22 protein-coding genes and 1 tRNA gene are annotated in these 22,778 nt (G+C 69.7%); 9 read left to right on the top strand and 14 right to left on the bottom strand.

Annotated elements, in window-relative coordinates:
* Positions 1 to 3 precede the first annotated feature (3 nt).
* From dxr to KPL78_RS24520, 8 genes are all read right to left on the bottom strand, one after another.
* Positions 4 to 1,185, bottom strand: coding sequence for a 1-deoxy-D-xylulose-5-phosphate reductoisomerase (gene dxr / locus KPL78_RS24555; protein ID WP_219765607.1), 1,182 nt, complete (start codon positions 1,183 to 1,185; stop codon positions 4 to 6).
* A 249-nt stretch (positions 1,186 to 1,434) separates the two neighbouring features.
* Entirely contained in the window at positions 1,435 to 2,277 is an 843-nt protein-coding gene (locus tag KPL78_RS24550; protein ID WP_219765606.1) for a phosphatidate cytidylyltransferase, read from the bottom strand.
* Between the two features lie 5 nt (positions 2,278 to 2,282).
* On the bottom strand, positions 2,283 to 2,954 hold the full coding sequence (gene uppS / locus KPL78_RS24545; RefSeq protein ID WP_408904496.1) for a polyprenyl diphosphate synthase: 672 nt from the start codon (positions 2,952 to 2,954) through the stop codon (positions 2,283 to 2,285).
* A gap of 154 nt (positions 2,955 to 3,108) precedes the next feature.
* Positions 3,109 to 3,675 carry a ribosome recycling factor gene (gene frr, locus KPL78_RS24540; protein ID WP_219765604.1) on the bottom strand — a complete coding sequence of 189 codons (567 nt, stop codon included), beginning with the start codon at positions 3,673 to 3,675 and terminating at the stop codon, positions 3,109 to 3,111.
* 13 nt (positions 3,676 to 3,688) lie between these two features.
* A complete protein-coding gene (gene pyrH / locus KPL78_RS24535) occupies positions 3,689 to 4,417 on the bottom strand; it encodes a UMP kinase (protein WP_219765603.1) in 729 nt (242 codons plus the stop codon).
* A 111-nt stretch (positions 4,418 to 4,528) separates the two neighbouring features.
* Positions 4,529 to 5,467, bottom strand: coding sequence for a translation elongation factor Ts (gene tsf / locus KPL78_RS24530; RefSeq protein WP_219765602.1), 939 nt, complete (start codon positions 5,465 to 5,467; stop codon positions 4,529 to 4,531).
* 68 nt (positions 5,468 to 5,535) lie between these two features.
* Positions 5,536 to 6,351, bottom strand: a complete 816-nt coding sequence (gene rpsB / locus KPL78_RS24525) for a 30S ribosomal protein S2 (RefSeq protein ID WP_219765601.1) — start codon at positions 6,349 to 6,351, stop codon at positions 5,536 to 5,538.
* A gap of 245 nt (positions 6,352 to 6,596) precedes the next feature.
* Positions 6,597 to 7,571 carry a Bug family tripartite tricarboxylate transporter substrate binding protein gene (locus KPL78_RS24520; RefSeq protein WP_219765600.1) on the bottom strand — a complete coding sequence of 325 codons (975 nt, stop codon included), beginning with the start codon at positions 7,569 to 7,571 and terminating at the stop codon, positions 6,597 to 6,599.
* Positions 7,572 to 7,731: 160 nt separating this feature from the next.
* Between KPL78_RS24520 and KPL78_RS24515 the strand changes: the two genes are divergently transcribed.
* On the top strand, positions 7,732 to 9,339 hold the full coding sequence (locus KPL78_RS24515) for an alkaline phosphatase D family protein (protein ID WP_219765599.1): 1,608 nt from the start codon (positions 7,732 to 7,734) through the stop codon (positions 9,337 to 9,339).
* A 512-nt stretch (positions 9,340 to 9,851) separates the two neighbouring features.
* Here the strand turns inward: KPL78_RS24515 and KPL78_RS24510 are convergent.
* Entirely contained in the window at positions 9,852 to 10,661 is an 810-nt protein-coding gene (locus tag KPL78_RS24510) for an aspartate dehydrogenase (RefSeq protein ID WP_219765598.1), read from the bottom strand.
* Positions 10,662 to 10,763: 102 nt separating this feature from the next.
* Positions 10,764 to 11,246, bottom strand: a complete 483-nt coding sequence (gene cynS, locus KPL78_RS24505; protein ID WP_219765597.1) for a cyanase — start codon at positions 11,244 to 11,246, stop codon at positions 10,764 to 10,766.
* A gap of 175 nt (positions 11,247 to 11,421) precedes the next feature.
* Here cynS and KPL78_RS24500 point away from each other — a divergent pair, with 175 nt between their 5' ends.
* Positions 11,422 to 12,606: a pyridoxal phosphate-dependent aminotransferase gene (locus KPL78_RS24500; RefSeq protein ID WP_219765596.1), complete on the top strand. Its 1,185-nt coding sequence runs from the start codon at positions 11,422 to 11,424 to the stop codon at positions 12,604 to 12,606.
* Between the two features lie 18 nt (positions 12,607 to 12,624).
* Here the strand turns inward: KPL78_RS24500 and KPL78_RS24495 are convergent, their stop codons facing one another.
* A complete protein-coding gene (locus KPL78_RS24495; protein ID WP_219765595.1) occupies positions 12,625 to 13,170 on the bottom strand; it encodes a DUF4347 domain-containing protein in 546 nt (181 codons plus the stop codon).
* A gap of 88 nt (positions 13,171 to 13,258) precedes the next feature.
* The gene (locus KPL78_RS24490; RefSeq protein WP_219765594.1) at positions 13,259 to 14,044 is read right to left on the bottom strand and encodes an SDR family NAD(P)-dependent oxidoreductase; all 786 of its coding nucleotides are present in this window, start codon (positions 14,042 to 14,044) and stop codon (positions 13,259 to 13,261) included.
* 261 nt (positions 14,045 to 14,305) lie between these two features.
* Here KPL78_RS24490 and KPL78_RS24485 point away from each other — a divergent pair, with 261 nt between their 5' ends.
* Positions 14,306 to 15,814, top strand: coding sequence for an amidase (locus tag KPL78_RS24485; protein WP_219765593.1), 1,509 nt, complete (start codon positions 14,306 to 14,308; stop codon positions 15,812 to 15,814).
* A gap of 666 nt (positions 15,815 to 16,480) precedes the next feature.
* Here KPL78_RS24485 and KPL78_RS24480 read toward each other — a convergent pair.
* Positions 16,481 to 17,167, bottom strand: coding sequence for an FkbM family methyltransferase (locus tag KPL78_RS24480; RefSeq protein WP_219765592.1), 687 nt, complete (start codon positions 17,165 to 17,167; stop codon positions 16,481 to 16,483).
* An 84-nt stretch (positions 17,168 to 17,251) separates the two neighbouring features.
* Positions 17,252 to 17,327: transfer RNA gene (locus KPL78_RS24475), tRNA-His, on the bottom strand.
* Positions 17,328 to 17,466: 139 nt separating this feature from the next.
* On the opposite strand from KPL78_RS24475, the gene KPL78_RS24470 reads away from it, so the two are divergent.
* The 6 genes from KPL78_RS24470 (at position 17,467) to KPL78_RS24445 (ending at position 22,534) form a co-directional block, all read left to right on the top strand.
* On the top strand, positions 17,467 to 18,690 hold the full coding sequence (locus tag KPL78_RS24470; RefSeq protein WP_219765591.1) for an MFS transporter: 1,224 nt from the start codon (positions 17,467 to 17,469) through the stop codon (positions 18,688 to 18,690).
* A 73-nt stretch (positions 18,691 to 18,763) separates the two neighbouring features.
* Complete coding sequence (locus tag KPL78_RS24465; RefSeq protein ID WP_219765590.1) at positions 18,764 to 19,267, top strand: hypothetical protein; 504 nt, start codon at positions 18,764 to 18,766, stop codon at positions 19,265 to 19,267.
* Positions 19,264 to 19,908, top strand: coding sequence for an aspartate/glutamate racemase family protein (locus KPL78_RS24460; protein ID WP_219765589.1), 645 nt, complete (start codon positions 19,264 to 19,266; stop codon positions 19,906 to 19,908). The genes KPL78_RS24465 and KPL78_RS24460 overlap by 4 nt, the downstream gene beginning before the upstream one ends.
* 354 nt (positions 19,909 to 20,262) lie before the next feature.
* Positions 20,263 to 21,321, top strand: a complete 1,059-nt coding sequence (locus tag KPL78_RS24455; RefSeq protein WP_219765588.1) for a quinone-dependent dihydroorotate dehydrogenase — start codon at positions 20,263 to 20,265, stop codon at positions 21,319 to 21,321.
* On the top strand, positions 21,321 to 22,181 hold the full coding sequence (locus KPL78_RS24450) for a TIGR01459 family HAD-type hydrolase (protein WP_219765587.1): 861 nt from the start codon (positions 21,321 to 21,323) through the stop codon (positions 22,179 to 22,181). The genes KPL78_RS24455 and KPL78_RS24450 overlap by 1 nt, the downstream gene beginning before the upstream one ends.
* Positions 22,178 to 22,534, top strand: a complete 357-nt coding sequence (locus KPL78_RS24445) for an MmcQ/YjbR family DNA-binding protein (protein WP_219765586.1) — start codon at positions 22,178 to 22,180, stop codon at positions 22,532 to 22,534. The genes KPL78_RS24450 and KPL78_RS24445 overlap by 4 nt, the downstream gene beginning before the upstream one ends.
* Positions 22,535 to 22,778: the final 244 nt, after the last annotated feature.

Raw genomic sequence — 22,778 nt, 5'->3', positions numbered from 1 at the left:
CGGTCAAGCGGCCGCGCGTTCCGCGGCGATCCGCGCCGCTTCGTTCCGTGCCGCGCCGTCGAGCGCCAGGATGGCGGACAGGTCCGTCACCGTCGGCGCCCCCAGCCGATCGAGCGTCTCCTCGACCACCGCGGCAATGTCCAGGAAGCCGAGGCGGCGGTCCAGGAACAGCCCGACGGCCGTCTCGTTCGCAGCATTCAGTATGGTGGTTGCCCCGCCGCCCGCGCGCAAGGACTCCCTGGCCAGCCGTAACGCTGGGAAACGCACGGGGTCGGGGGCGAAGAAGTCGAGCCGCCCCAGCGTCACCAGGTCGAGCCGCGGCACCGAGGCCGCCATGCGCGCCGGCCAGGCCAACGCATGGGCGATCGGGGTGCGCATGTCCGGCGTGCCGAGTTGGGCCACCACGGACCCATCCGCATACTGCACCAGCCCATGGACGGTGGATTGCGGGTGGACCAGCACCTCCACCCTGTCCTCGGGCACCGGGAAGAGGCGGACGGCCTCGATCAGCTCCAGCCCCTTGTTCATCATGGTGGCGGAATCAACGCTGATCTTGGCCCCCATGGACCAGATCGGGTGGCGGATCGCGGCCTCCGGCGTCACGGCGGCCATTTCGGCCAGCGTCATGGTCCGGCAGGGCCCGCCCGAAGCGGTCAGCACGATCTTCTCGACCGTGGCGTAGGGATCGGCACCACCGCCCCGGGCCTCGAGCGCCTGGAAGATGGCGTTGTGCTCGGAATCGACGGGCAGCAGCGTGGCGCCCGCGGCGCGGGCGGTGGCGAGGACGATTTCCCCCGCGCAGACCAGGCTTTCCTTGTTGGCGAAGGCGAGCACCCCGCCCCGCGCCAGCGCCGCGAGCGTGGCGGGCAGGCCGACGGCGCCCACGATCGCCGCCATGGTCCAGTCGGCGGGGCGGGACGCCGCAGCGACCACGGCACCGGGCCCGGCGGCGGTCTCGATGCCCGTGCCGGACAGGGCATCGCGCAGGGCGCCATAGCAGGCAGGGTCGGCCACGACCGCGCAGCGGGCGCGCAGGCGGCGGGCCTGGGCGGCCAGGCCCGTCACGTCGCGATGGGCGACCAGGGCCTCGACACGGAAGGCGCCAGCGGGGGCTTCCTCCAGTAGGGCAACGGTGCTGCGGCCGACGGAACCCGTGCTTCCGAGGATGGTGACGCTACGGGACATGGGGCGCCGTCAGAGGGGGCTTTGCCTCCTCCGAAACTCCCCCACCAAAGGCCACAGGGCCTTTGGAAACCGATACCTGGTGCGCTGCACCAGGGGCCGGACAATCGCCGAAAGCCGCTCCCGCGCCCGAAACGTGATCACGGAGTTCGGAATGCCCGATGCGCCCGGCGCCAAGTATCGGTTTCCAAAGGCCCTGTGGCCTTTGGTGGGGAGGGGTCCGGGGAGGGGCAAAGTCCCTCCCCGCCTGCATCACCACCACAGCGGCTGCCCCCGCCCCAGCGCATACGCCACGACGGCTGCGACGGGCGCGGCCGCCAGCACCCCGTCCAGCCGGTCGAGCAGTCCGCCATGTCCCGGGATCAGCGCCGAGCTGTCCTTCACGTCGAAGTGCCGCTTGATCCAGGATTCCAGAAGGTCGCCGGCCTGCGCCATGACGCCCAGCATAGCGGCCGCGGCGGCCGCGCGGGAGGTCCCACCCGGCGCCAGCACTGCGGCGGTGACGACGCCGACCAGCATCGCGCAGGCCAGCCCGCCTGCCGCCCCCGACCAGGTCTTGTTCGGCGAGATCGCCGGGGCGAGCTTCGCCCCACCGAAGATCCGCCCGGCCATGTAGGCGCCGATATCCGACGCCCAGACCACAAGAAACAGGAACAGCACATTGGCGCGCCCAGCTTCGTTGTCGTGACGCAGTTCGATCAGCGCGATGCCGGCCAGGCCGATATAGAGGACGCCCGCAGCCAGCCAACCTGCCGGCTGGCCCTTCTTCGGCTGCGGCAGTTCCGCCAGCCACCAGGCCAGCCCCCAGAGCATCACCAGCAGGCCCAGCGCCGCGCGGGTGTGCTCCGTGACGGCCAGGATCCCCGCAGCGAAGACGAAGACCGGTACGGCCATCCCCGGCATGGCGCGCGTCCGGTAGCCGCAGAGATGCACCCACTCCCACGACAGCAGCGCGACCGCGACGGCGATCAGCATGGTCCAGGGTTCGGAGCCCAGCCAGATGCACAGCAGCGCCGCCGGCCCCAGCACCAGGGCCGAGAGGAAGCGCTTGCGCAGATCCCGCCAGCGCTTGGGCTCGACCGCGTTCAGGACCATGTCGCTCAGGGCCGGGCTCCGTAACGGCGCTCGCGGCGGGCGAAGGCGGCAACCGCCTCGGCCAGGTGCTCGGCACCGTAGTCGGGCCAGAGCACGTCCTGGAAGACGAATTCGGCATAGGCCGCCTGCCAGAGCAGGAAGTTCGACAGCCGCTGCTCGCCCGAGGTGCGGATGATGAGGTCCGGGTCAGGCATGCCTGCGGTCTGGAGAAAGCCGCCGAAGGTCGCCTCGTCCAGCGCCTCCGGGGCGAGACGCCCCTCGGCGATGGCGCGGGCGGCCATGCGGGCGGCGGAGACGATCTCGTCGCGCCCGCCATAGGACAGGGCGACGTTGAGGTTGAGGCGCATCCCGCCCGCCGTGGCCTGCTCCGCGGCGCGGATGGAGCGCGTCATCTCCGGACCGAAGCGTTCGAAATCCCCGATCACCCGCAACCGGACGCCCTCCTTGACCAGATTCGCGACCTCGGAGCGCAGATAGAGCCGCAGCAGCCCGGTCAGGGCCGAGACTTCCTCGAGCGGCCGGCGCCAGTTCTCGGAGGAGAAGGCGAAGAGGGTCAGCCAGGAAATGCCCTGGTTCGCCGCGGCCTCGATGGTGCGGCGGACAGCCTCGGCGCCGGCCTTGTGGCCGAGTGCGGCCGGCAGCCCGCGTGCCTGCGCCCAGCGGCGATTGCCATCCATGATGATGGCGACATGGGTCGGCGCTTCGGCCGGCGCGGCGTCCGCGCGAACGGGATCGGAGACGGCACTCACGCCCGCTCGGCTCCAACGCAACGGGTCTCGACCAGGCTCACCTGCAACACGTCTCCGACCCCCCTGTGCATCCGACGGCGACTCACACCGTGCGGATATCTTTCTCCTTTTCGACCAGCGCCGCATCGATCTGCTTCACATACTGATCGGTCAGCTTCTGGATATCGTCCTCAGCCCGCTTGGCCTCGTCCTCGCTGAATTCATGCTTCTTCACCCAGCCCTTGACCTGCTCCATGCCATCGCGGCGCACGCCGCGGACGGACACGCGGGTCTGCTCGGCATAGCGGGCGGCGGCCTTGGCGAGGTCGTTGCGGCGCTCCTGCGTCAGCGGCGGCAGGGGCACGCGGATCACCTGGCCCTCTGCCTGGGGGTTGAGGCCGAGATTGGCCTCGCGGATCGCGGATTCGACGGCCTTGGTGACGGCCTTGTCCCACACCTGCACGGACAGCAGGCCCGGTCCGGCGACCGAGATATTGGCCACCTGGTTCAGCGGCGTGACCGAGCCATAGGCCTCGACGCGGATCGGTTCGAGCAGCGCGGGGCTGGCCCGGCCGGTGCGCAGGCCTTGGAATTCCTTCTTCAGGGTTTCCATCGCGCCATCCATGCGGCGCGTCAGATCCTGCTTCAGGGCCTGGAAATCTGCAGCCATGGGCCGGCCTCCCTCAGAGCTGGTTCTCGTGAACGGTGGTGAAGAGCCCCTCGCCCTTCATCACCGCGGTGAAGGCGCCGGGCTCGTGGATGTTGAAGACGATGATCGGCAGCTTGTTCTCGCGCGCCAGGCTGATCGCCGCCGCGTCCATCACGGCGAGGTCGCGCGCCAGCATGTCGAGATAGGTGAGCGTGACATAGCGCTCCGCCTTGGGATTCTTGCGCGGGTCGGCGGAATAGACGCCGTCCACCTGCGTGCCCTTCAGCAGCGCGTCGCAGCCCATCTCGGCCGCGCGCAGGGCGGCGGCGGTGTCGGTGGTGAAGAAGGGGTTGCCCGTGCCGGCGGCGAAGATGACCACCCGGCCCTTTTCCATGTGCCGCACGGCGCGGCGACGGATGAAGGGCTCGCAGACCGAGGACATCGGGATCGCCGACTGCACCCGGGTCGGGACGCCGACCTTCTCCAGCGCGGACTGCATGGCGAGCGCGTTCATCACGGTCGCCAGCATGCCGATCGAATCGGCCTGGGCCCGGTCCATCCCCGTGGCCGCGCCGGCGACGCCGCGGAAGATGTTGCCCCCGCCGATCACCAGGCAAACCTCGACCCCGAGGTCAATGACGCCCTTCACGTCGTCGGCGATGCGGCGGCAGACGGCGGTATCGAGGCCGTAGTCGCGATCGCCCATCAACGCCTCACCCGACACCTTGAGCAGGACGCGCTTGTAGGATGGCATGTCGCTCATGGTCAGGCGTTTCAATTCCGAGTTGGGTGACGGGCGCGGCACCATAAAGGCCGCGCCCCTTAGGCGACAATAAGGCGATCAGGCGGGGCCATAGCCCCGCCCGGGCGGGCTTCAGCCCTGGCCGGCGGCCGCGGCGACCTCGGCGGCGAAGTCCGAGGTCTGCTTCTCGATGCCCTCACCGAGCTGGAAGCGGGCGAAGCCGGCCAGCGTCATGCCCGCCTTCTTCACCACTTCCTTCACGCGGCTCTCGCCGTCATGCACCCACACCTGCTCGAGGAGGACGACCTCCTCGTAGTACTTGCGGATGCGGCCCTCGACCATCTTCTGGATGACCGCCTCCGGCTTGCCGGAGGCCTTGGCCTGCTCGCTCAGCACGGCCTTCTCGCGCTCCAGCGCGGAGGGATCGACGACCGAGATGTCCAGCGCCTCGGGGCGGGTCGCGGCGACGTGCATGCCGATCTGGCGGCCCAGCGTCTCGACCACGGCTTCCTCGGAGGAACCTTCGAGCGCCACCAGCACGCCGATCTTGCCCATGCCCGGCTTCACCGCCGAATGGACATAGGTCGCGACGACGCCCTCGCTGACATGCAGGCGCTTCGCGCGACGGATCGACATGTTCTCGCCGATCGTCGCGATCAGGTGGGTGAGCTGTTCGCCGACGGTGCGGAAGGACGTGCCGCCCTCGACCAGGTCCAGCGAGCCCGGGTAGCGGGCGGCCTTGATCGCCTCGATGTCGTCGCCGACCGTCAGGACCAGCTCGGCCACCGCCGCGCAGAAGGCCTGGAAATGCTCGTTGCGGGCGACGAAGTCGGTCTCGGCGTTGATCTCAACCATCGCGGCGGTGCGCGGGGCCGAGGCGACGGCGACGAGGCCTTCCGCCGCGACGCGGCCGGACTTCTTGGCCGCGGCCGACAGGCCCTTCTTGCGCAGCCAGTCGATCGCGGCCTCCATGTCGCCGTTCGATTCAACCAGCGCCTTCTTGCAGTCCATCATGCCCGCGCCGGTCTTCTCGCGCAGGTCGCGCACCATCGCCGCAGTGATCTCGGCCATCGGACGACTCCGTGGTTGCCAGGTGGGAAGAAAGAACCGGGGCCCTGAAGGGCCCCGGCAGGTCAGGCTCAGGCCTGGGGCTGCGCTTCGGCGGGCGCCTCGGCCGGGGCTTCCGCCACGGCTTCGGGCAGCGCCTCCGGCAGATCCTCGGCGGCGAGATCCTCCGCGCCGCCGATATCGACGCCGGACGCCTGCAGCTCGGCCGAGATGCCGTCCAGCACCGCAGACGCGATCATGTCGCAATACAGGGTGATGGCGCGGATCGCGTCGTCATTGCCCGGGATCGGGAAGGTCACGCCCTCAGGGTCCGCATTGGAGTCGACCACGGCGATGACGGGGATGCCGAGCTTGTTGGCCTCCTCGATCGCCAGCTTCTCCTTCACGGTGTCGATCACGAAGATGATGTCGGGTAGGCCGCCCATCTCCTTGATGCCGCCGAGCGCGCGATCAAGCTTCTCCTTGTCGCGGGTCAGCATCAGGACTTCCTTCTTGGTCAGACCGCTGGTGTCGGTCCCAAGACGCTCGTCCATCTGCTTCAGGCGCTTGATCGAGCCCGTGATCGTCTTCCAGTTGGTCAGCATGCCGCCGAGCCAGCGATGGTTGACGTAGTACTGGCCGCAGCGGGTCGCGGCTTCCGCCACGTAGTCGGCCGCCGCCTTCTTGGTGCCGACGAACAGCACGCGGCCGCCGGCGGCGACGGTGTCGCGCACGGCCTTCAGCGCGCGCTCCATCATCGGCACGGTCTGCTGCAGGTCGAGGATATGGACCTGGTTGCGGACGCCGAAGATGTAGGGCGCCATCCGCGGGTTCCAGCGCCGCGTGTGGTGGCCAAAGTGAACGCCTGCCTCGAGCAGGGCACGCAGGGTGACTTCGCGCATCGCCATGGGGCGAGCCTCCTTTCCGATAGTCCGGTTGAGCCTCCGCGGCACATGCCCCGGATGTCTCCCGGGGACCGGACCCTGCCTCGGTCAAGGAAGGGCGCGCCGCGTGCGGATTTGCCGGGCGAGGCGAACCCCGACCGGCGCGTGGGGATATGGCGGAAAGCGGCGGCTTGGGCAAGCCCCGGGGATCGGTGGGATCCCGTGGCGGGGAGAGGTTCGGAGAGGACAAGGGTCCCTCTCCAATCGCCTCACTCCGGCCGGATGCCGGCGCGTTCCGCGGTCGCGCGGATCGACGCCCGTTCCCGTTCCAGCCAGGAGGCGAAGCCCTCCGGCGATTGCTCGCTCTCCGCCACGATCTCGGCCCCGAGTTGGGCCTGACGGTCGCGATAGCTCGCATCGGCGAGCCCGGCCCGCACCGCCGCCGCCAGGGTTGTCACCGCCACGGGCGGCGTGCCGGTCGCCGCCACCAGGCCGGCCCAGGACCCGCCGGTCAGGTCGAGCCCGCTCTCCTTCAAGGTCGGGACATCCGGGGCGATCGGCATGCGCCCGGCCGAGGACATGGCCAGGATGCGGATCTGCCCACCGCGCCAGAGTGGCAGGATCGTCGAGATCTCGGCCATCACCAGCGGGATGTTGCCCGCCACCACGTCCGGCACCGAGACGGAGGATCCGCGATAGGGCACATGGGTGAAGCGCACCCCGGCGGTGGCCATGACCTGCTCGATCAGGAAATGGGTCGCGCTGCCCTGGCCGGAGGAGCCGATCGCCACATCCCCGGGTCGCGCCCGCGCGGCAGCGAGCACATCCACGACGCTGCGCCAGGGGCTGTCGGCCCGCACACTGAGCGTCAGCGGGCTGCGCGTCATCATCGCCACCGGCGCGAAGTCGCGCGCCGGATCATAGGGTAGCCGCGCCTGGAGCACCGGGGCATTGGTCAGCGGCCCGTTCGACCCGAGCAGCAGCGTATGGCCGTCCGGGGTGGATTTCGCGACGGCCTCGGCGCCCACCGTGCCACCGCCGCCGGCGCGGTTCTCCACCACCACGGGCTGGCCGAGCACCGGGGCCATCCTCTCACCCATGATCCGGGCCTGGAGGTCGGAGGAGGTACCGGCGGCGAAAGGCACCACGATGCGGATCGGACGATCGGGGAAGGCCGCGCACGCCGCGCGAGGCACAATCGCGAGGGCAGGCAGCGCCAGGGCGGCGCGGCGCGGAAAGGTCATTCCTGGATACTCCCCGAACGTCTTGTCTTGTTGGGCGATCAGGCCATAGGGACGCGCGGGGCGATAGCCCCCTGGACCGCCGGCGACATAACGCAGGCTTCACTCCCACAGGACCTGCGGGCGCGGCATGGTCCGCCGCCGGCACTCAGGATCGATCCGCATGGACAGCGTCGCCCGCCACATTCTCGACCTCTCCCGCCGGCGACTACTGCGCGGGGCGACCGGGCTTGCCGCCTTGGCTGCGCTGGCACCACCGGCGCGTCCCGCCTTCGCACAGGAGCTGCCCCGGGGCTCTCTCTTCACGCTGGGCGTGGCGAGCGGCGAACCCTCACCCGATGGCTTCGTGATCTGGACGCGGCTGGCCCCCGAGCCCTTTGCCCAGGACGGAGGCTTGCCGCCGCTGTCGGTTCCCGTCGGCTGGGCGGTCGCGGAGGACGAGGCCTTCACGCGCATCGCCCTGCGCGGCATGACCGCGGCCTGGCCGCAGAAGGCCCATGCGGTCCATGTGGAGGTGCGGGGCCTCGCCCCGGGCCGGCCCTATTTCTACCGCTTCCAGGCGGGGGGCCAGGCGAGCCCGGTCGGCCGGGCGCGCACGGCCCCGGCGCCGGATGCGGCGCCCGAACGGCTGCGCTTCGCCGTCGCCGGCTGCCAGCACTACGAGCATGGCTTCTTCACCGCCTGGAAGCACATCGCGACCGAGCCCGACCTCGACTTCGTCTTCCACTATGGCGACTACATCTATGAATATGCCGGTCGGCAGGCAGGCCAGCGCGGCTGGGGACCGCTGGTGCGGCAGCATGTCGGGGGCGAGACCATGACGCTCGCCGACTACCGGTTGCGCTATGCGCAATACCGCACCGATCCGGACCTGCAGGCGGCCCATGCGGCGCACGCCTTCCTGCCGAGCTACGACGACCACGAGGTCGACAACAACTGGGCCGGATCCTTCAGCGAGGAGGATGGCCGGAGCCCGCGCCACCCCGTCGCCGTCCCGCCAGAGACATTTGCCCTGCGCAAGGCGGCCGCCTTCCAGGCCTGGTACGAGCACATGCCCGTCCGCGCCGCCGCCCTGCCACGCGGGCAGGACATCACGGCGTATCGCCGGCTCGATTTCGGCAGGCTGATGCGGGTGAACGTGCTCGACACGCGCCAATTCCGCGACGACCAGCCCTGCGGCGACGGATCGAAGCCTGCCTGCCCCGACGTCTTCCGCCCCGACGCCCAGATGCTGGGGGCCGAGCAGGAACGCTGGCTGGTCGCGGGCATGACGGACAGCCCGGCGCGGTGGAACATCCTCGCCCAGCAGGTGCCGATGATGCGGCGCGAGCTGCGCAACGGCGCGTTGTCGATGGACAAGTGGGACGCCTATCCCGCCGCGCGGCAGCGGCTGCTCGATGCCGTGGCGGAACGCCGCACGCCCAACCCCGTGGTGCTGTCGGGCGATGTGCATGTGGCCCTCGCCGCGACGATCCGCCGCAAGCCGGAGGATACGGCGAGCCCACCGGTCGCGACGGAGTTCACCGCGACCTCGGCAACGAGCGAGGGCGACGGCGCGGTGATGACGCCAGGCGGACAGGAGATCCTGCGCCGCAACCCCGACATCGCGCTGTTCCATGCCCGCCGGGGATACTGCGTGGGCGAGGCGACGGCCGCGCGGATGACGACGGAATTCGTCGCGCTGGACTACGTCACCCGCGAAGGCGCGCCGCGCGAGACGGCGGCGCGGCTGGTGGTGGAAGCCGGGCGGCCGGGCGTGCAGCGCGGGTGATCGGAGAGAAGGCCGCGACCCACTTCAGCTTGGCGGCTGCAAGGGCGCGAGAGGCCCGCTTGCTGCCGCTGTTGCCATTGGAGGGGCGCTGCCCCTCGGAACCACCCCACCATCGGGATCCCATTGACGTTGCTTCGCAACGCCAATGGGCGCCCCTGGTGCTTGGAGCACTTGGAACGCAATCTTCCGGTGCCGGGCGCAATCGCCGTGCTGCACCCGCCTAACACCCTTGATGCGCAGGAGCGGGTCTCGGCGCCATTCCGGCCGTGGCGCACGGAACCAAGTTGAGGTTTGCAAGGGCCCTTCGGCCTTTGCTGGGGCGAATCCGAGAGGCGCAACGCCCTCTCGGTCCCATAGCGGAAGTACAAGAGTGATCAGGAAGCAGCGGCCGCGCGCATTGCGCACGCGCTTCGGCATCCGCAACACATGCCCTGCCCAATGCCAAGTGACGGTTTCCAAAGGCCTTGTGGCCTTGGGCGGGGAGGGTTCGGGAGGGGCAAAGCCTCTCCCGCCTACGATCCCACCTTCAGCGTGCTGGTCAGCCCACGCAGGCAGGCGACGATCGACAGCGGCGTGATCTTGCCGGTGCGGGGGTTCTCCTCACTCGGCACGTTCTCGATGGTCATGGTCAGGCGTGCGGCGGCCGCCTCGACGCGGATTGTGTGCGTGTTGCGCGTCACGCCGGGGTCCGCCCAGATCTCGACCATGGTGCGCTCGGGCCCGATGCCGGCGAGGGCGAGTGCAGCGGCGACGTTCACGTTCGCCGGGAAGCCTTGCGCGGCGTCGAAGGCATTTCCCTTGAAGACGCACGTCGCAGTGGTGACGGCGCCGACATCGATGGCGTGCTGCTTCAGATAGGGCGCGCCTTCCAGCCCACGCGGCGGCTTGCGCGTCTCGATCGTCACGCTTTCCACCTCGCCTTCGGCGGCCGCGCGCACGGCATCGAGGCCGAGCAGCGCCCCGGTCGGCACGATGATGCGCGCGCCGGTCTGCTTCGCGCGATCCACCAGATGCATGCGCGGCAGCAACGCGCCGACGGAAGACGGGACGAAGATCTTCCCGGCTTCGATCGCGGCGGTGGCGATCTCCTCGAAGGCCGCGGCGGGGGCGGCCTCGACGACAATGTCGCAGGCGGCGAGCTCGGCATTGGGCACGACCATCGGCGGCACCTTGAAGCCGCCGACATTCGCCTGTGCCTTCTTGAGGTCGCGGGCCGAGACGGCGGCGAGGCGCAGCCCTTCCACGCCCGTATCCAGCGTGCGCGCCAAGTGCAGGCCGATCGCCCCAAGACCCGCGATGCCGACCGTCAATTCCTGCGCCATGGCCCCCTCCGGAAACTGAGGCGCGGGCGTTAGCACGGCCGCCGGCGCCGCAGAAGCCTCATCCCGGCCTTCCTGCGGCCGGCGCTGGGACGGCGCGCGGCGTCATTCCTCCTTGAAGCCGTATTCGGGGATGCCCTGCTCGGCGCCGTAATACTTGTAGGGGAGGAACTTGCCGCTCATGGACAGCTTGACGCGGTCGCCCTTCGCGTTGGGCTCGCGCTCGATCTCCATGTTGAAGTCGATGGCGGACATGATGCCGTCGCCAAATTCCTCCTCGATCAGCGCCTTCAGCGCCGGCCCGTTGACCATCACCAGTTCGTAGAAGCGGTAGATCAGTGGGTCGGTCGGCGGCATGGGCATGCCGCGATAGGGGACCTCGTTCAGCATGGCCGCCTCGGCCTCGGTCAAGCCGAACAGATCCTTCGCCTTGGCGGCGAGCGGCTTGACGAGCTTCATCTGGCCGAGCAGCGCGCCGACGACGAGCATGGGCGACATGCCGCCGATCGCCTCGGTGATCTGCTTCCAGGTGAGGCCCTTCTCACGCTTGATATCGAGGATCTTCTCGGTGAGTTGGTCGCGCGTCATGCGTCGTCTCCTTGCCATCCCGGTGCCGGACCGGGAGCAAGGGGTGTGCCGCCCGGCGCAACGGCGGTTTGCCGCCGCGCCGGCCGCCGGCCGTGAAACGCACGCCTCCTTTCCGGGCAGGAATGGCCCATGGCGCTTGCCCCGGGGTGCTGGCATCGGCCACAACCCGCCCCGCATGACCGACGCCCCTGCCCTCGCCCCGCGCGACAGCCTGCCCGACCGCATCCGCGACCTCGCCGCCAACGAGATTGCCGAAGTCGCCTATCTCGGCTTCGAGGACCCGGAGGTCATCAAGCTCTGGGTCGGCGAGGGCGACCTGCCAACGCCGGCCTTCATCACCGAGGCCGCGCACAAGGCGATGGTCGAGGGCCATACGCGCTACACCTGGTCCACGGGGCTGCCGCGGCTGCGCCAGGCGCTGAGCGACTACCACCGCCGCCATTGGGGTGTGGAGGTCGCGCCGGATCGCTTCACCGTCACCGCCGGCGGCATCAACGCGCTGATGCAGGCGATGCAGGCGATCCTCAGCCCGGGCGAGGAGGTGATCTACCCGGCGCCGCACTGGCCGAACCTCGATGCCATCATCCGGCTGCTCGGCGGTGTCCCCGTGCCGGTGCCATTCCAGCAACGCCCGGACGGACGGCTGGAACTCGATCTGGACGAGGTGGCCGCTGCGATCACGCCGCGCACGCGCGCGATCGCGATCAACTCGCCGTCCAACCCCACGGGCTGGGTGATGCCGCGGACACAGATGACGGCGCTGCGCGACCTGGTGCGGGAACGGGGTCTCTGGCTGATCTCGGATGAGGTCTACAACCACTTCACCTACGGGAACGCGATCGCACCGTCGTTCCTGGAAATCTGCGAGCCGTCCGACCGGCTGCTGGTGGCGAACACCTTCTCGAAGAACTGGGCGATGACGGGCTGGCGTGCCGGCTGGCTGATCTTCCCCGAGGGGCTGGCGCAGGTCTTCGACAATCTCGGCCAGTACAACACGACGTCGATCCCGACCTTCCTCCAATACGCCTGCATCGCGGCGCTGGAGCAGGGCGACGACTTCATTCGCACCATGGTCGCGCGCTGCCGCGCGGCGCGGGACATCTTCGTGGAAGGGCTGTCGGCCATCCCGGGGATCACCATCGCGGCGCCGGAGGGGTCGTTCTACCTGTTCCTGTCCGTGGCGGGGGAGACCGACGCCAAGGCGCTGGCGATCCGCATCCTGCGCGAGGCCAAGGTCGGCCTCGCGCCGGGCACGGCCTTCGGCCCGGCGGGCCAGGGGCATCTGCGGCTGTGCTTCGCCGTCGATGTGGCGCTGGCGCGGGAGGCGATGCGGCGGCTGCGAGCCTTCTTCACGCGGTGACCGCCGCGCCCCGGGCGGTCACTGCGCGCCGGGGCCAGGCACGTTGGGATCGTAGTCGCGCACCTCGCCCTCGGCATTCCAGAGCATGACATGGCCCTCGAAATCGTCGATCTGCATCGGCGGGACGCGGGCCAGCCGCCAGTTCCAGTCGAATGCGAATTCCCGGTCCGCGCCGCCGACGCTCTGCGGGTCGGAACTCGCCACCACCTCCGCCCCCGTCGCCACCGCGAGGGATTGGCAGAGGCTCTGACCGTCCGGCGTGTCGGCCACCTGGCAGGCACACAGCCAGATCCGGTCGATCAGCCCGTGGACAGCCCCCCACAGATGCACATTGCCCAGATGCAGACCGGTGCCGAGCGCCACGCCATCCGGCCCGGCCATACCATGGGCGTTGATGATGACGGCACGCAGCCGGCCGGATCCCGCCGCTCCGCTGACCATGTCGATGATGGATTCGGGGCGGATGATGCGCCGGACCACCACCTCATGTTCCATGGTGTAGTGGCTCGCGGTGGAGAAGTCGCTGGAGTTCAAGGCGAGGGCCGGCTGCGGGATCGGGATCATGGCGGGTCTCCTCCTGCTCGGGAGACCCCACCACGATGCCGCGTCCTGCAGCCAGGAACCGTTTCACAGACGGTCCGGTCAGCCCAGGTCACACAACGGGCGAGGACCCACCATCCACATTGATCGCGGTGCCCGTGACATAGCCGCCCATCTCGGAGGCGAGCAGCAGCGCCATGGCGGCGAATTCCTCCGCCTTGCCGATGCGCCCCAGCGGGACCGGCTTGCCCTGTTCGGCCTTCCATTCCTCCCAGGTGACGTTGCGCTTGTCGGCGGCGTGGCGGCGGACCCACTGGTCGCTTTCGATAATGCCGACCAGCATGGCGTTCACCAGCACGTTGTGCGGCGCGAATTCGTTCGCCAGGGCTTTCGTCAGCGCCATCCCTGCGGCGCGCGACACGGAGGTCGGCGTGCTGGCGGCCTTGGGCGCCTTCGCCCCGATGTTCAGCACGTTGATGATGCGGCCCCATTTCCGGTCGCGCATGCCCGGCAGCACCTGGCGGCACAGCCGCACGGCCGCGAAGAGCTTGAGGTCAAGGTCGTCCTGCCACAGCGCATCCGTCACTTCGAGGAACGGCCCGCGCTGGGAGGTGCCGGCATTGTTGACCAGGATGTCCACCTGGCCGAGCGCGCGAACGGCGCCGGCATAGGCCTGTTCGCAGCCTTCCGCGGTGCGGATGTCGGCGGCGATGGCGACGGTCTTCGCGGTCGGCGCTGCCTCGCGGAGTTCGGCTTCCGCTTGGGCCAGGGATTCAGCGCCGCGGGCGACGACCGCGACATGGCCGCCAGCCGCGGCGAAAGCCTTGGCCATGGCAAGGCCGAGGCCCTTGGAGCCGCCGGTGATCAGGGCCGTGCGGCCATTCAGTGTGATGTGCATGGATGTTTCCTCTCGCGTCGAGGGCATCCTGCCGCAGCCACGGAACCGCGCAAGGCGGCGCCGGCCAAGCCTGCCAGGGGGAAGACCGGACCTTGAACGGCCGAAGCCTTGCCGGTGCAGCAAGGCCCCCTCCACCCAGGCATCGCGGCGATATCAGAACGTATCCCGCCCATGAATGACGGTGGTTCCCTGGGGCTATTTGCCATGCGCCGAACTGGGCGCTAGCGCTGTCGGGGAGTCTACCCAGGAACTACCGCCTCTATGACCGAACCGACATTGTCGCGTCGCGCCCTGCTCGGCGCCGGAACAGCCGCATTCGCCGCATCCGGCGGCATGGCATCGCACGCAGACCCTGCCCAGGACCTCACGCTGCTGTCGGCGACGGAAGCCGGCAAGCTGATGCGTGAGCGCAGGATCAGCGCGGTCGAGTTGACCGACGCCTATCTGGCCCGCATCGACAAGGTGGATGAGCGGCTCGGCAGCTTCATCCATGTCGCGCGGAACCATGCGCGGGCCGCCGCCCGGCAGGCGCAGGCCGAACTCGAAGCCGGCCGGGATCGCGGGCCGATGCACGGCATTCCGTTCGGCGTGAAGGACCTGTTCTTCACCGGCGACATCCCGACGACCAACAATTCGCGCGTCGATCTGTCCAGCCTTTCCGGTCAATGGTCCGGGGCGGTGGTCCGGCTCAACGAGGCTGGCGGCGTCCTCCTCGGCAAGATGGATACCGGCGAGTTCGCCACCGGCACGGTGCGTCTCTATGGTGACCTGCCGCATCCCCTGGCCCGCAATCCCTGGGATCTCACCCGGTTTTCCGGCGGGTCTTCCACCGGCCCGGGCGCTGGCGTGGGCGGCCGCACGACCTTGATCGGAGTCGGATCGGATACCGGCGGGTCGGTGCGCCTCCCGGCAGCGGCCTGCGGCGCCCAGGGTCTCAAGCCCACCTATGGCCGTATCAGCCGGTTTGGCGCGCTGGAAAACACCTGGTCGCGCGACACGGTGGGGCCGATCGCTTGGTACGTGGCCGATTGCGGCATCGCCCTGCAGGCCATGTCGGGCTTCGATCCCCGGGATCCGACCTCGCTCGACCTTCCCCCCTTCGCCTTCAATCCGGCGATCCCCGCCGATCTTCGGGGCGTGCGCGTGGGTGTCGTCGCACTGGACGGCGAGGAATGGTCGAAGGTGACGCCGGCCATCGCCGCAGGCCTCGCGGCCACGCGCGATGCGCTGCGTAGCCGCGGTGCCGAGCTGGTTTCCGTCAGCCTGCCGCAATCGCTTGCAACCTATGGCCGCGTCGCAGGCGTGATCGGTGGCGTCGAATTCTACATCTCCAATATCGGGCTCATCGAGCCGGACCCCTCCCGCGTCGGGCAGGGCATCCGCGACCGCCTGCCGCGTGCGACCGGCACCAACGTGCTCGATTATGCGCGCGCGACGAAGCGGGCGGCCGAACTGGGGGCGGAGATGGAAGTCTTCCTGCGGGACTACGACCTCGTCCTGCTGCCCGGCACCTTCCATGTGGCCGGCCGTTTCAATCCGCCGTCCGAGGTCGCCGACTTCATGCTGCAGAACGCGATGGTCCCGGCTTCGGTCACGGGCCATCCCTCATTGACGCTGCGTAGCGGATTTAGCGAGGCCGGCTTGCCGACCAACGTGCAGTTCATCGCCCGCCGGCTGGGCGAGCAGACGCTGCTGCAGGTCGGCATGGCGCTGGAACCGCTGCTGGACGGCACGGGGCCGCGGCGGGTGCCCACTGCACTCGAAAGCTGATCGGTTGGCGGCCACGTCCCCGGTGTAGGATCGCCGCACGTGGCGCCCGGCCTCGGCGACGGCCAGGGCCTTCGTGATGGCCCTGATGCCTGCGCTGTGGAACCGAGAGGAGCTTTGCCCTCTCGAGCTCTCCCCACCAAAGGCCCGAGGCCTTTGGAAACCGTCACTTGGTGCCGTGCGCTGCCGGCAGAATGCTACCGTGACCCGCCTTTGTGCACGATGCGAGCGATAAGGAACCTGGGGTAGCGGCCACGCCCGGCACCAACAGACTGCGCTCCAGGGGCTCCAGGCCCCAGGGCACCCCATGACGTTGCGCAACGTCATGGGGACCCCGATGGCGGGGTGGTTCGGAGGGGCGGCGCCCCTCCGTTCTTCATCAGCGGAAGCAGGTCGGTCGCCCCTTCGCCGCCCGCGATCACGTCGCAGCGGGGGCGATCGGCAGGGAGGTTTGGCCGGAAGGCAGGGCGCATCCTGCCCCAGCCGCGGGATCGCGCAAGGAACCCCGCCGGGCGGCTGCACCCCGCCGATGGCGGTCGCGCAAGGACGGTGAGGTGGAAATTGGAGGGGCGTCGCGCTCTCCGCGCGAAAATTGTGGCGACGGTGGCGCGGGGAAGGCTCCCTCCCCCCCCAACCCCCACCCGCCAAAGGCCGATAAGGCCGCTGGTATCAGGAGATCCCGGTCAGATCGACCAGTCGCCCGGCGATGAAGACCGGGTTGCAGCGGCGCAGGACGGGGCGCCCTCCCCGTTTGAATTCCTGTGTCGGCTCGAAGATGTTGAACAGCAGGTAGCCGAAGTGCCGCAGCGTATCCTCAAGGAGACGGAACGGCACATGCGTGCGGTTGTAGGGGTTCATGCTCGCCTCGACCTGCACGAAGTCCACCGAGTCCAGCATCGGCGCGAAACCCAGGATGACGTCGAGATCGTGGCCTTCCGTGTCGATCTTCAGGAAGGAGATCGCCTCCACGCCCAGCTCGTCCGCCATGGCTGCGCCGGTATCGAGCCGCACTGCCTGCGTCTTCACCGCCACCCGCTCCTCGGGGCCCAGCAGCCGGTTGCCCGGGGTGGTCCCGATGGCGGTCATCCGTGCCTCCCCGGCGCGGCAGGACAGGCCGATCGGGTGTGCCGTGATGTTCGGGTAGGGCTCGATGCGTCTCCGCAGTTCGGAAAAGGTCTCGGGCACGGGTTCGAAGGCATGGATGGCGGCGTCAGGAAAACTCGACGCGTAGGTCGTGCAGCTCTGCCCGATATTCGCGCCGACATCGAAAATCACGCCAGGACGCCAATCCGGCAGATGCTTCGTGATCTGGCGAAAAACCGGCGCCATGGCCGCGACGGCGGCGGTCTGCGACATGTGGAAACCCCTTCCGCACAGGCGGCACGGTCTAATGACGGCCCAAAGCTAGCCGGCACGGGCGACAGGCAGCAAGGAAGGGGGTGGGGCGACCAACGGGACTCGAACCCGTGACATCCAGGACCACAACCTGGCGCTCTACCAACTGAGCTATGGCCGCCACCGGAGGCGCGGGGAATACGGCCGCGATGCCCGTCTCGTCAACCGCGCGTGCGCATGCATGGCTGATCTGCGCGGCGGGAGCGGTTGCCGCGGCGCGGAACGGAATGAGATGGTGCGGGACGACCGGGAGCGTCCGCATGAGCCTGTCCACCGCCGCTTCCCGCGCCGCGCTGCCGGCGGGGATCCTCATTACCTGTGCCGTGGCAGGGGCGATGCTCGCCATGGGGCTGCGGCAATCCTTCGGCCTGTTCCTCGCGCCGATGACCGAGGCCCATGCCTGGTCGGCCTCCGGCTTCGCCTTCGCCATCGCCCTGCAGGTCCTGCTGAACGGGGTGTCCCAGCCGCTGACCGGGCAGCTCGCCGACCGGTTCGGCGGGCGGACCGTGATCATGGGGGGTGCGCTGCTCTACGCGGCGGGCATCCTCGGCATGGCGATGTCGGACGGGCTGCCGGTCTTCACTTTCTTCGCCGGGCTGGTGATGGGCGTCGCGGTCTCGGCGGCCGGGATGCCGACCATCATCGCCTCGCTGACGCGCCTGCTGCCGGAGGAGAAGCGTGGCCGGGCCGTCGGGCTGGGCACGGCGGGCTCGTCGGCCGGGCAATTCCTGGTGGTGCCGCTCGCCGGCCTTGCCATCCAAGGCTTCGGTTGGCAATGGGCGCTGATCGCCATGGCGGCGGCGGCGCTGCTGATGATCCCCCTCGCCCTGCCGCTGGCCGACCGGCCCGCCCCCGCGAAGCCCGGCGCCGAGGATGGCGGAACAGCGTCGATGGCGCTGTCCCGCGCCTTCCGCGACCCGTCCTTCTGGTGCCTGTTCTTCGGCTTCTTCGTCTGCGGGGTGCATGTCTCCTTCCTGACCGTGCACCTGCCGGGCTTCGTCCATAGCTGCGGCCTGCCGCTCTATGTCGGGGCGGGCGCGATCTCGATGATCGGTCTGTTCAACATCGGCGGGTCGCTGTTGTCGGGCGAGCTGACGCAGCGCTGGAAGCGGCGGGAATTGCTGGTCTGCATCTACGCCGCGCGCGGCGTGCTGATGACAGGCTTCCTGTTCGCCGAGAAGACGACGGTCAGCGTCATGATCTTCTCAGCCCTGATGGGCGTGCTGTGGCTGTCCACGGTACCGCCCACCGTCGCGCTCTGCGCGCGGAACTGGGGGACGCGCTGGCTCGCGACCATCTTCGGCATCATCTTCCTGGGGCACCAGCTCGGCGGCTTCACGGGGGCCTTCCTGGGCGGGCTCGTCTTCGACCGCACCGGATCCTACGATCTGATGTGGAGCTTCGGCATCGCCGCCGCCGCCTTCGCCGCCCTGATCCACATCCCGGTGCGGGATGGCCCGCGGGCGGTTCCGGCGGTCGCCTGACCCCCGCCGGCTTGCCGCGACCGGGCCGGCCGGGTCATACCGGCATTCCCGCCGCGCCGGAAGGAGCACGTCCATGCGCCACATCGCCCGCTGCCTGATCCTCGCCGTCCCGCTGATGACGAGTGCGGCCGTGGCTCAGCGGGCCGGTACGCCGGCCCCCGCGCCTGCGGCACCGGCAGCCCCCGCCGCCCCTGCCCCGCGCGCCGCACCACCGCATGAATGGCTGTTCGGGTCCTGGACCGGTGGCATCTACCCGCCCGGCGATACCGAGTCGGCCCGCTGCTTCGGCCAGCCCACCGTGATCTTCACGCGGGAAGCGGTGCTGCGCACGGGCATCCTCGACCCCGCCTACCGTCAGCGCCTCATCGAGACGGTGGCGACCCGGCCGGACGGGGCCACCTTCCGCTTCATTCCCGTCGCGCCGGCCGGTGGCCGCGTACCGCCCGAAATCGGCTTCGGCTGCCCCGGCGGCCCGGACACGCTCGAAGTCGAGCAGACCGGCCCCAACGAGATCACCTTCCCGAATTGCCGCGAGATGCCCTCTCCGCTGCGCCGCTGCGGAAGCCCGAATCAGTGAGTGCCCCGAGGCGAATCGCCCTGATCCACGCGCTGCGGCATTCACCGCCGCCGATCGAGGCGGCCTTCGCGCGGCTATGGCCCGGCCAGGTGCTGATGAGCCTGCTGGATGACAGCCTCTCGGCCGATCTGGCGCGGGAGGGAAAGCTCACGCCACGCATGACGGAACGCTTCCTGACGCTCGCGCGCTATGCCGCCGGCACGGGCGCGGATGCGATCCTGTTCACCTGTTCCGCCTTTGGGCCGCCAATCGAGGCCTGCGCCGCCGACCTCGCCCCCATGCCGGTGCTGAAGCCGAACGAGGCGATGATCGAGGAAGCGGTGACCAGGGGCACGCGGATCGGGCTGCTGGTGACCTTCCCGGGCACCATCCCGTCCATGACGCCGGAATTCCCGCCGGGGGTCACCGTGGTGCCGAAGGTCGCCGAGGGGGCGCTCGCCGCGCTCGATGCCGGCGACGTCGCGACGCATGACCGGCTGGCGGCCGAGGCGGCGAAGGATCTGGCGGATTGCGACGCCATCGCGCTCGGGCAGTTCAGTCTGGCACGGGCGAAGCCGCTGGTGGAGGCAGCGACGGGCAAGCCCGTGCTGACCACGCCGGACAGCGCGGTGCTCAAGCTGAAGGGGCTGCTCGGGGGCTGAGGCGCGCGTTGGGGCCTTCACCCCAGGCGCGCGCGGAATTCGGGACTGGCGGCAATGGAGAGGCACTCTGCCCCTCTCCAAACCTCACCCCGCCAAAGCGCCGAGGCCTTTGGAAACCGTCACCTGGCGCCGGGCGCCGCTGGCACGATCAGAACCGAGACCCGAATTCGCACCCGGAGCGCGCTGTGAGGGCGCAGCATGCCGTTCGCGCCCGGCACCAAGTATCGGGCATTCCAAATGCTCTCAGCATTTGGCGGGGTGGTCCGGAGGGGCAGAGCCCTTCCGGTTCCTGCCGGACGGCGCATCGGCACCGGGCTTTCCCGATGCGCCGGACCGGGGCACAAGACGCCCGACATGACCCCTTCCATCGCTTCCGCCCTGATGCCACTGATGCGCGGCCTGGATGCCGAGACCGCGCACGGCATCGCGTTGAAGGCCCTGGCCGCCGGCCTGGCCGGGCACGCTTCCGGGGCCGACGATCCGGTCCTCGCGACCGAGGCCTTCGGCCTGCGCTTCCGCAACCCGATCGGTCTGGCGGCCGGCTTCGACAAGGATGCGGTGGCGGTGCTGCCGCTGATGCGGCTTGGCTTCGGCTTCGTCGAGGCCGGCACGGTCACGCCGCGGCCGCAGCCGGGCAATCCGCGCCCGCGCCTGTTCCGCCTGACCGAGGACGCAGCGGTCATCAACCGCATGGGCTTCAACAATGGCGGGCTGGACGGCTATGTCGCGCGGCTGCGCGACCTGCCGGCAGAACGGCCCGCGGTGTTCGGCGCCAATGTCGGCATCAACAAGGAAGGTGCGGATCCGGAGCGCGACTATCCCGCGCTCTATGCCGCCGTTGCGCCCTTCGCCGACTACGTCACGATGAACGTGTCCTCTCCCAATACGCCGGGTCTGCGGGACCTGCAGGGGGAGGAGAAGCTGGCGGCGATCCTGGACGCCATCGCCGCGAAGCGCGCGACGCTGCCGCGCACGCCGCCGCTGCTGGTGAAGATCGCGCCCGACCTGGCCGATGACGCTCTGGCGCCGATCGTGCAGGCCTGCCTGACGCGAGGCGTGGCGGGGCTCATCATCTCCAACACCACCATCGCGCGGCCGGCGACGCTGCGCTCGCCGCTGGCGAAGGAGGCCGGCGGATTGTCAGGTGCGCCGCTCTTCGAACCCTCCACCGAAGTGCTGCGCAAGGTCTTCCGCATCGCGCGCGGGCGGCTGACGCTGATCGGCGTCGGCGGCATCGCGACGGCGGAGCAGGCCTATGCCAAGATCCGCGCCGGCGCCGCGCTGATCCAGCTCTATTCCGGCTTCGCCTATGCCGGGCCCGTGCTGCCACGACGCCTGGCCGACGGCCTCGCCGCGCTGCTGAAGCGCGACGGATTCACCTCAGTCGCCGACGCCGTCGGCAAGGATGCGTGATGGAAATCCTCGAGGGCATCGCGCCCATCGCCGACCGCTATGACGGCTACGTGCTCGATCTCTGGGGCGTGGTCCATGACGGACGCAAGCCCTATCCCGGCGTGCCCGAGGCGCTGGCCGAGTTGAAGTCACGCGGCAAGGCGATCTGCTTCCTGACCAATGCACCGCGCCGTGCCTGGGTGGTGGGACAGATGCTCGACCGCATGGGGCTCGACCGCGCGCTGTATGACGGGATCATGTCCTCGGGCGAGGCGTCCTGGCGCATGCTGCACGATCGCAAGCACGCCTGGTTCGCGAAGCTCGGCCATCGCTGCATCCATATCGGGCCGGAGCGCGACCTGTCGGTCGTCGAGGACGGCGTGGCGGAGATCGTCTCCGATCCGTCCGAGGCGGATTTCTTGCTCAATACCGGCCCCGACGATCGGCTGGGGCCGACCAGCGCCGAACCCTATCGCCCGATCCTGGAGGCCTGCGCACGTGCGAACCTGCCCATGGTCTGCGTGAACCCTGACCGCGCCGTGATGGTCGGCGGGCGCAAGGTGATCTGTGCCGGCGCGCTGGCGGACATCTATCTGGAGCTTGGTCAGGCGGTGATGGAAATCGGCAAGCCCGACCCGGCCGTCTATGAGCCGGTGCTGGAGGTGCTCGGCCATCCCGCGCGGCATCGGGTCATCGCCATCGGCGACACGCCGCATACCGACCTGGCCGGTGCCCAGGCCGCGGGGCTCGATGCGCTGTGGGCTCTGACCGGGCTGGCGGCCGAGGCCCATGGCGACAACCCGGCCCCCGAACGCCTGGCCGAAGTCGCGCATGAGGAAGGTGTTCGCCCCATCGCCGCGCTGCGGAGCCTGCGCTGGTGAGCGCCCGCGCGCAGTCCCGTCTGCGCGCGATCTGCCTGGCCCTGCCGGAAGCGGTGGAACAGGAGACCTGGGAGGCGCCGACCTGGCGCATCCGCGGCAAGATCTTCTGCATGTGGCGCCCCATGGAAGACGGCAGCGGCGCCCTGTGGTGCAAGGCGCCGCGCGGCGTGCAGGAAATGCTGGTCGAGGCCGACCCGGACCGCTTCTTCCGCCCACCTTATGTCGGGCCGAAAGGCTGGATCGGGCTGGTCCTGTCCGGCCGCGTGGATTGGGACGAGGTTGCCGCCCTGGTGGAACGGTCCTGGCGGATGACGGCACCGAAGCGGGTGTCGGCGACACTGGCGAAGGATTGAACTGAAGGGCCGGTGGATTGGAGAGGGGCACCGCCCCTCTCCAAGCCTCACCCCGCCAGGCTGCCGTGCAGCCTGGACCGCCGGAACCTGGCGCTTGGCGCGACAGGCATGCCGGGATGACGAAGCGCGCTCAAGGCACGGCGCCCGGAAGGAAGCCGGGCTTACGGACGTGGTGCATCCGCCGTTTCTCGGGAATCCCTGTCGTGCCCGGCACCAAGTGACGGTTTCCAAAGGCCCTGTGGCC

Source organism: Roseomonas alba, from assembly GCF_019430885.1.
GTDB classification, from domain to species: domain Bacteria; phylum Pseudomonadota; class Alphaproteobacteria; order Acetobacterales; family Acetobacteraceae; genus Neoroseomonas; species Neoroseomonas alba.
The sequence above is the reverse complement of the archived record's forward strand: the minus strand, read 5'-3'. Positions and strand labels throughout refer to the sequence as shown.

What these genes read in the sequence shown, in the direction of transcription:
- dxr (WP_219765607.1), bottom strand. Translation starts at nt 1,185, where the DNA reads ATGTCCCGTAGCGTCACCATCCTCGGAAGCACGGGTTCCGTCGGCCGC.
- KPL78_RS24550 (WP_219765606.1), bottom strand. Translation starts at nt 2,277, where the DNA reads ATGGTCCTGAACGCGGTCGAGCCCAAGCGCTGGCGGGATCTGCGCAAG.
- uppS (WP_408904496.1), bottom strand. Translation starts at nt 2,954, where the DNA reads ATGGATGGCAATCGCCGCTGGGCGCAGGCACGCGGGCTGCCGGCCGCA.
- frr (WP_219765604.1), bottom strand. Translation starts at nt 3,675, where the DNA reads ATGGCTGCAGATTTCCAGGCCCTGAAGCAGGATCTGACGCGCCGCATG.
- pyrH (WP_219765603.1), bottom strand. Translation starts at nt 4,417, where the DNA reads ATGAGCGACATGCCATCCTACAAGCGCGTCCTGCTCAAGGTGTCGGGT.
- tsf (WP_219765602.1), bottom strand. Translation starts at nt 5,467, where the DNA reads ATGGCCGAGATCACTGCGGCGATGGTGCGCGACCTGCGCGAGAAGACC.
- rpsB (WP_219765601.1), bottom strand. Translation starts at nt 6,351, where the DNA reads ATGGCGATGCGCGAAGTCACCCTGCGTGCCCTGCTCGAGGCAGGCGTT.
- KPL78_RS24520 (WP_219765600.1), bottom strand. Translation starts at nt 7,571, where the DNA reads ATGACCTTTCCGCGCCGCGCCGCCCTGGCGCTGCCTGCCCTCGCGATT.
- KPL78_RS24515 (WP_219765599.1), top strand. Translation starts at nt 7,732, where the DNA reads ATGGACAGCGTCGCCCGCCACATTCTCGACCTCTCCCGCCGGCGACTA.
- KPL78_RS24510 (WP_219765598.1), bottom strand. Translation starts at nt 10,661, where the DNA reads ATGGCGCAGGAATTGACGGTCGGCATCGCGGGTCTTGGGGCGATCGGC.
- cynS (WP_219765597.1), bottom strand. Translation starts at nt 11,246, where the DNA reads ATGACGCGCGACCAACTCACCGAGAAGATCCTCGATATCAAGCGTGAG.
- KPL78_RS24500 (WP_219765596.1), top strand. Translation starts at nt 11,422, where the DNA reads ATGACCGACGCCCCTGCCCTCGCCCCGCGCGACAGCCTGCCCGACCGC.
- KPL78_RS24495 (WP_219765595.1), bottom strand. Translation starts at nt 13,170, where the DNA reads ATGATCCCGATCCCGCAGCCGGCCCTCGCCTTGAACTCCAGCGACTTC.
- KPL78_RS24490 (WP_219765594.1), bottom strand. Translation starts at nt 14,044, where the DNA reads ATGCACATCACACTGAATGGCCGCACGGCCCTGATCACCGGCGGCTCC.
- KPL78_RS24485 (WP_219765593.1), top strand. Translation starts at nt 14,306, where the DNA reads ATGACCGAACCGACATTGTCGCGTCGCGCCCTGCTCGGCGCCGGAACA.
- KPL78_RS24480 (WP_219765592.1), bottom strand. Translation starts at nt 17,167, where the DNA reads ATGTCGCAGACCGCCGCCGTCGCGGCCATGGCGCCGGTTTTTCGCCAG.
- KPL78_RS24470 (WP_219765591.1), top strand. Translation starts at nt 17,467, where the DNA reads ATGAGCCTGTCCACCGCCGCTTCCCGCGCCGCGCTGCCGGCGGGGATC.
- KPL78_RS24465 (WP_219765590.1), top strand. Translation starts at nt 18,764, where the DNA reads ATGCGCCACATCGCCCGCTGCCTGATCCTCGCCGTCCCGCTGATGACG.
- KPL78_RS24455 (WP_219765588.1), top strand. Translation starts at nt 20,263, where the DNA reads ATGACCCCTTCCATCGCTTCCGCCCTGATGCCACTGATGCGCGGCCTG.
- KPL78_RS24450 (WP_219765587.1), top strand. Translation starts at nt 21,321, where the DNA reads ATGGAAATCCTCGAGGGCATCGCGCCCATCGCCGACCGCTATGACGGC.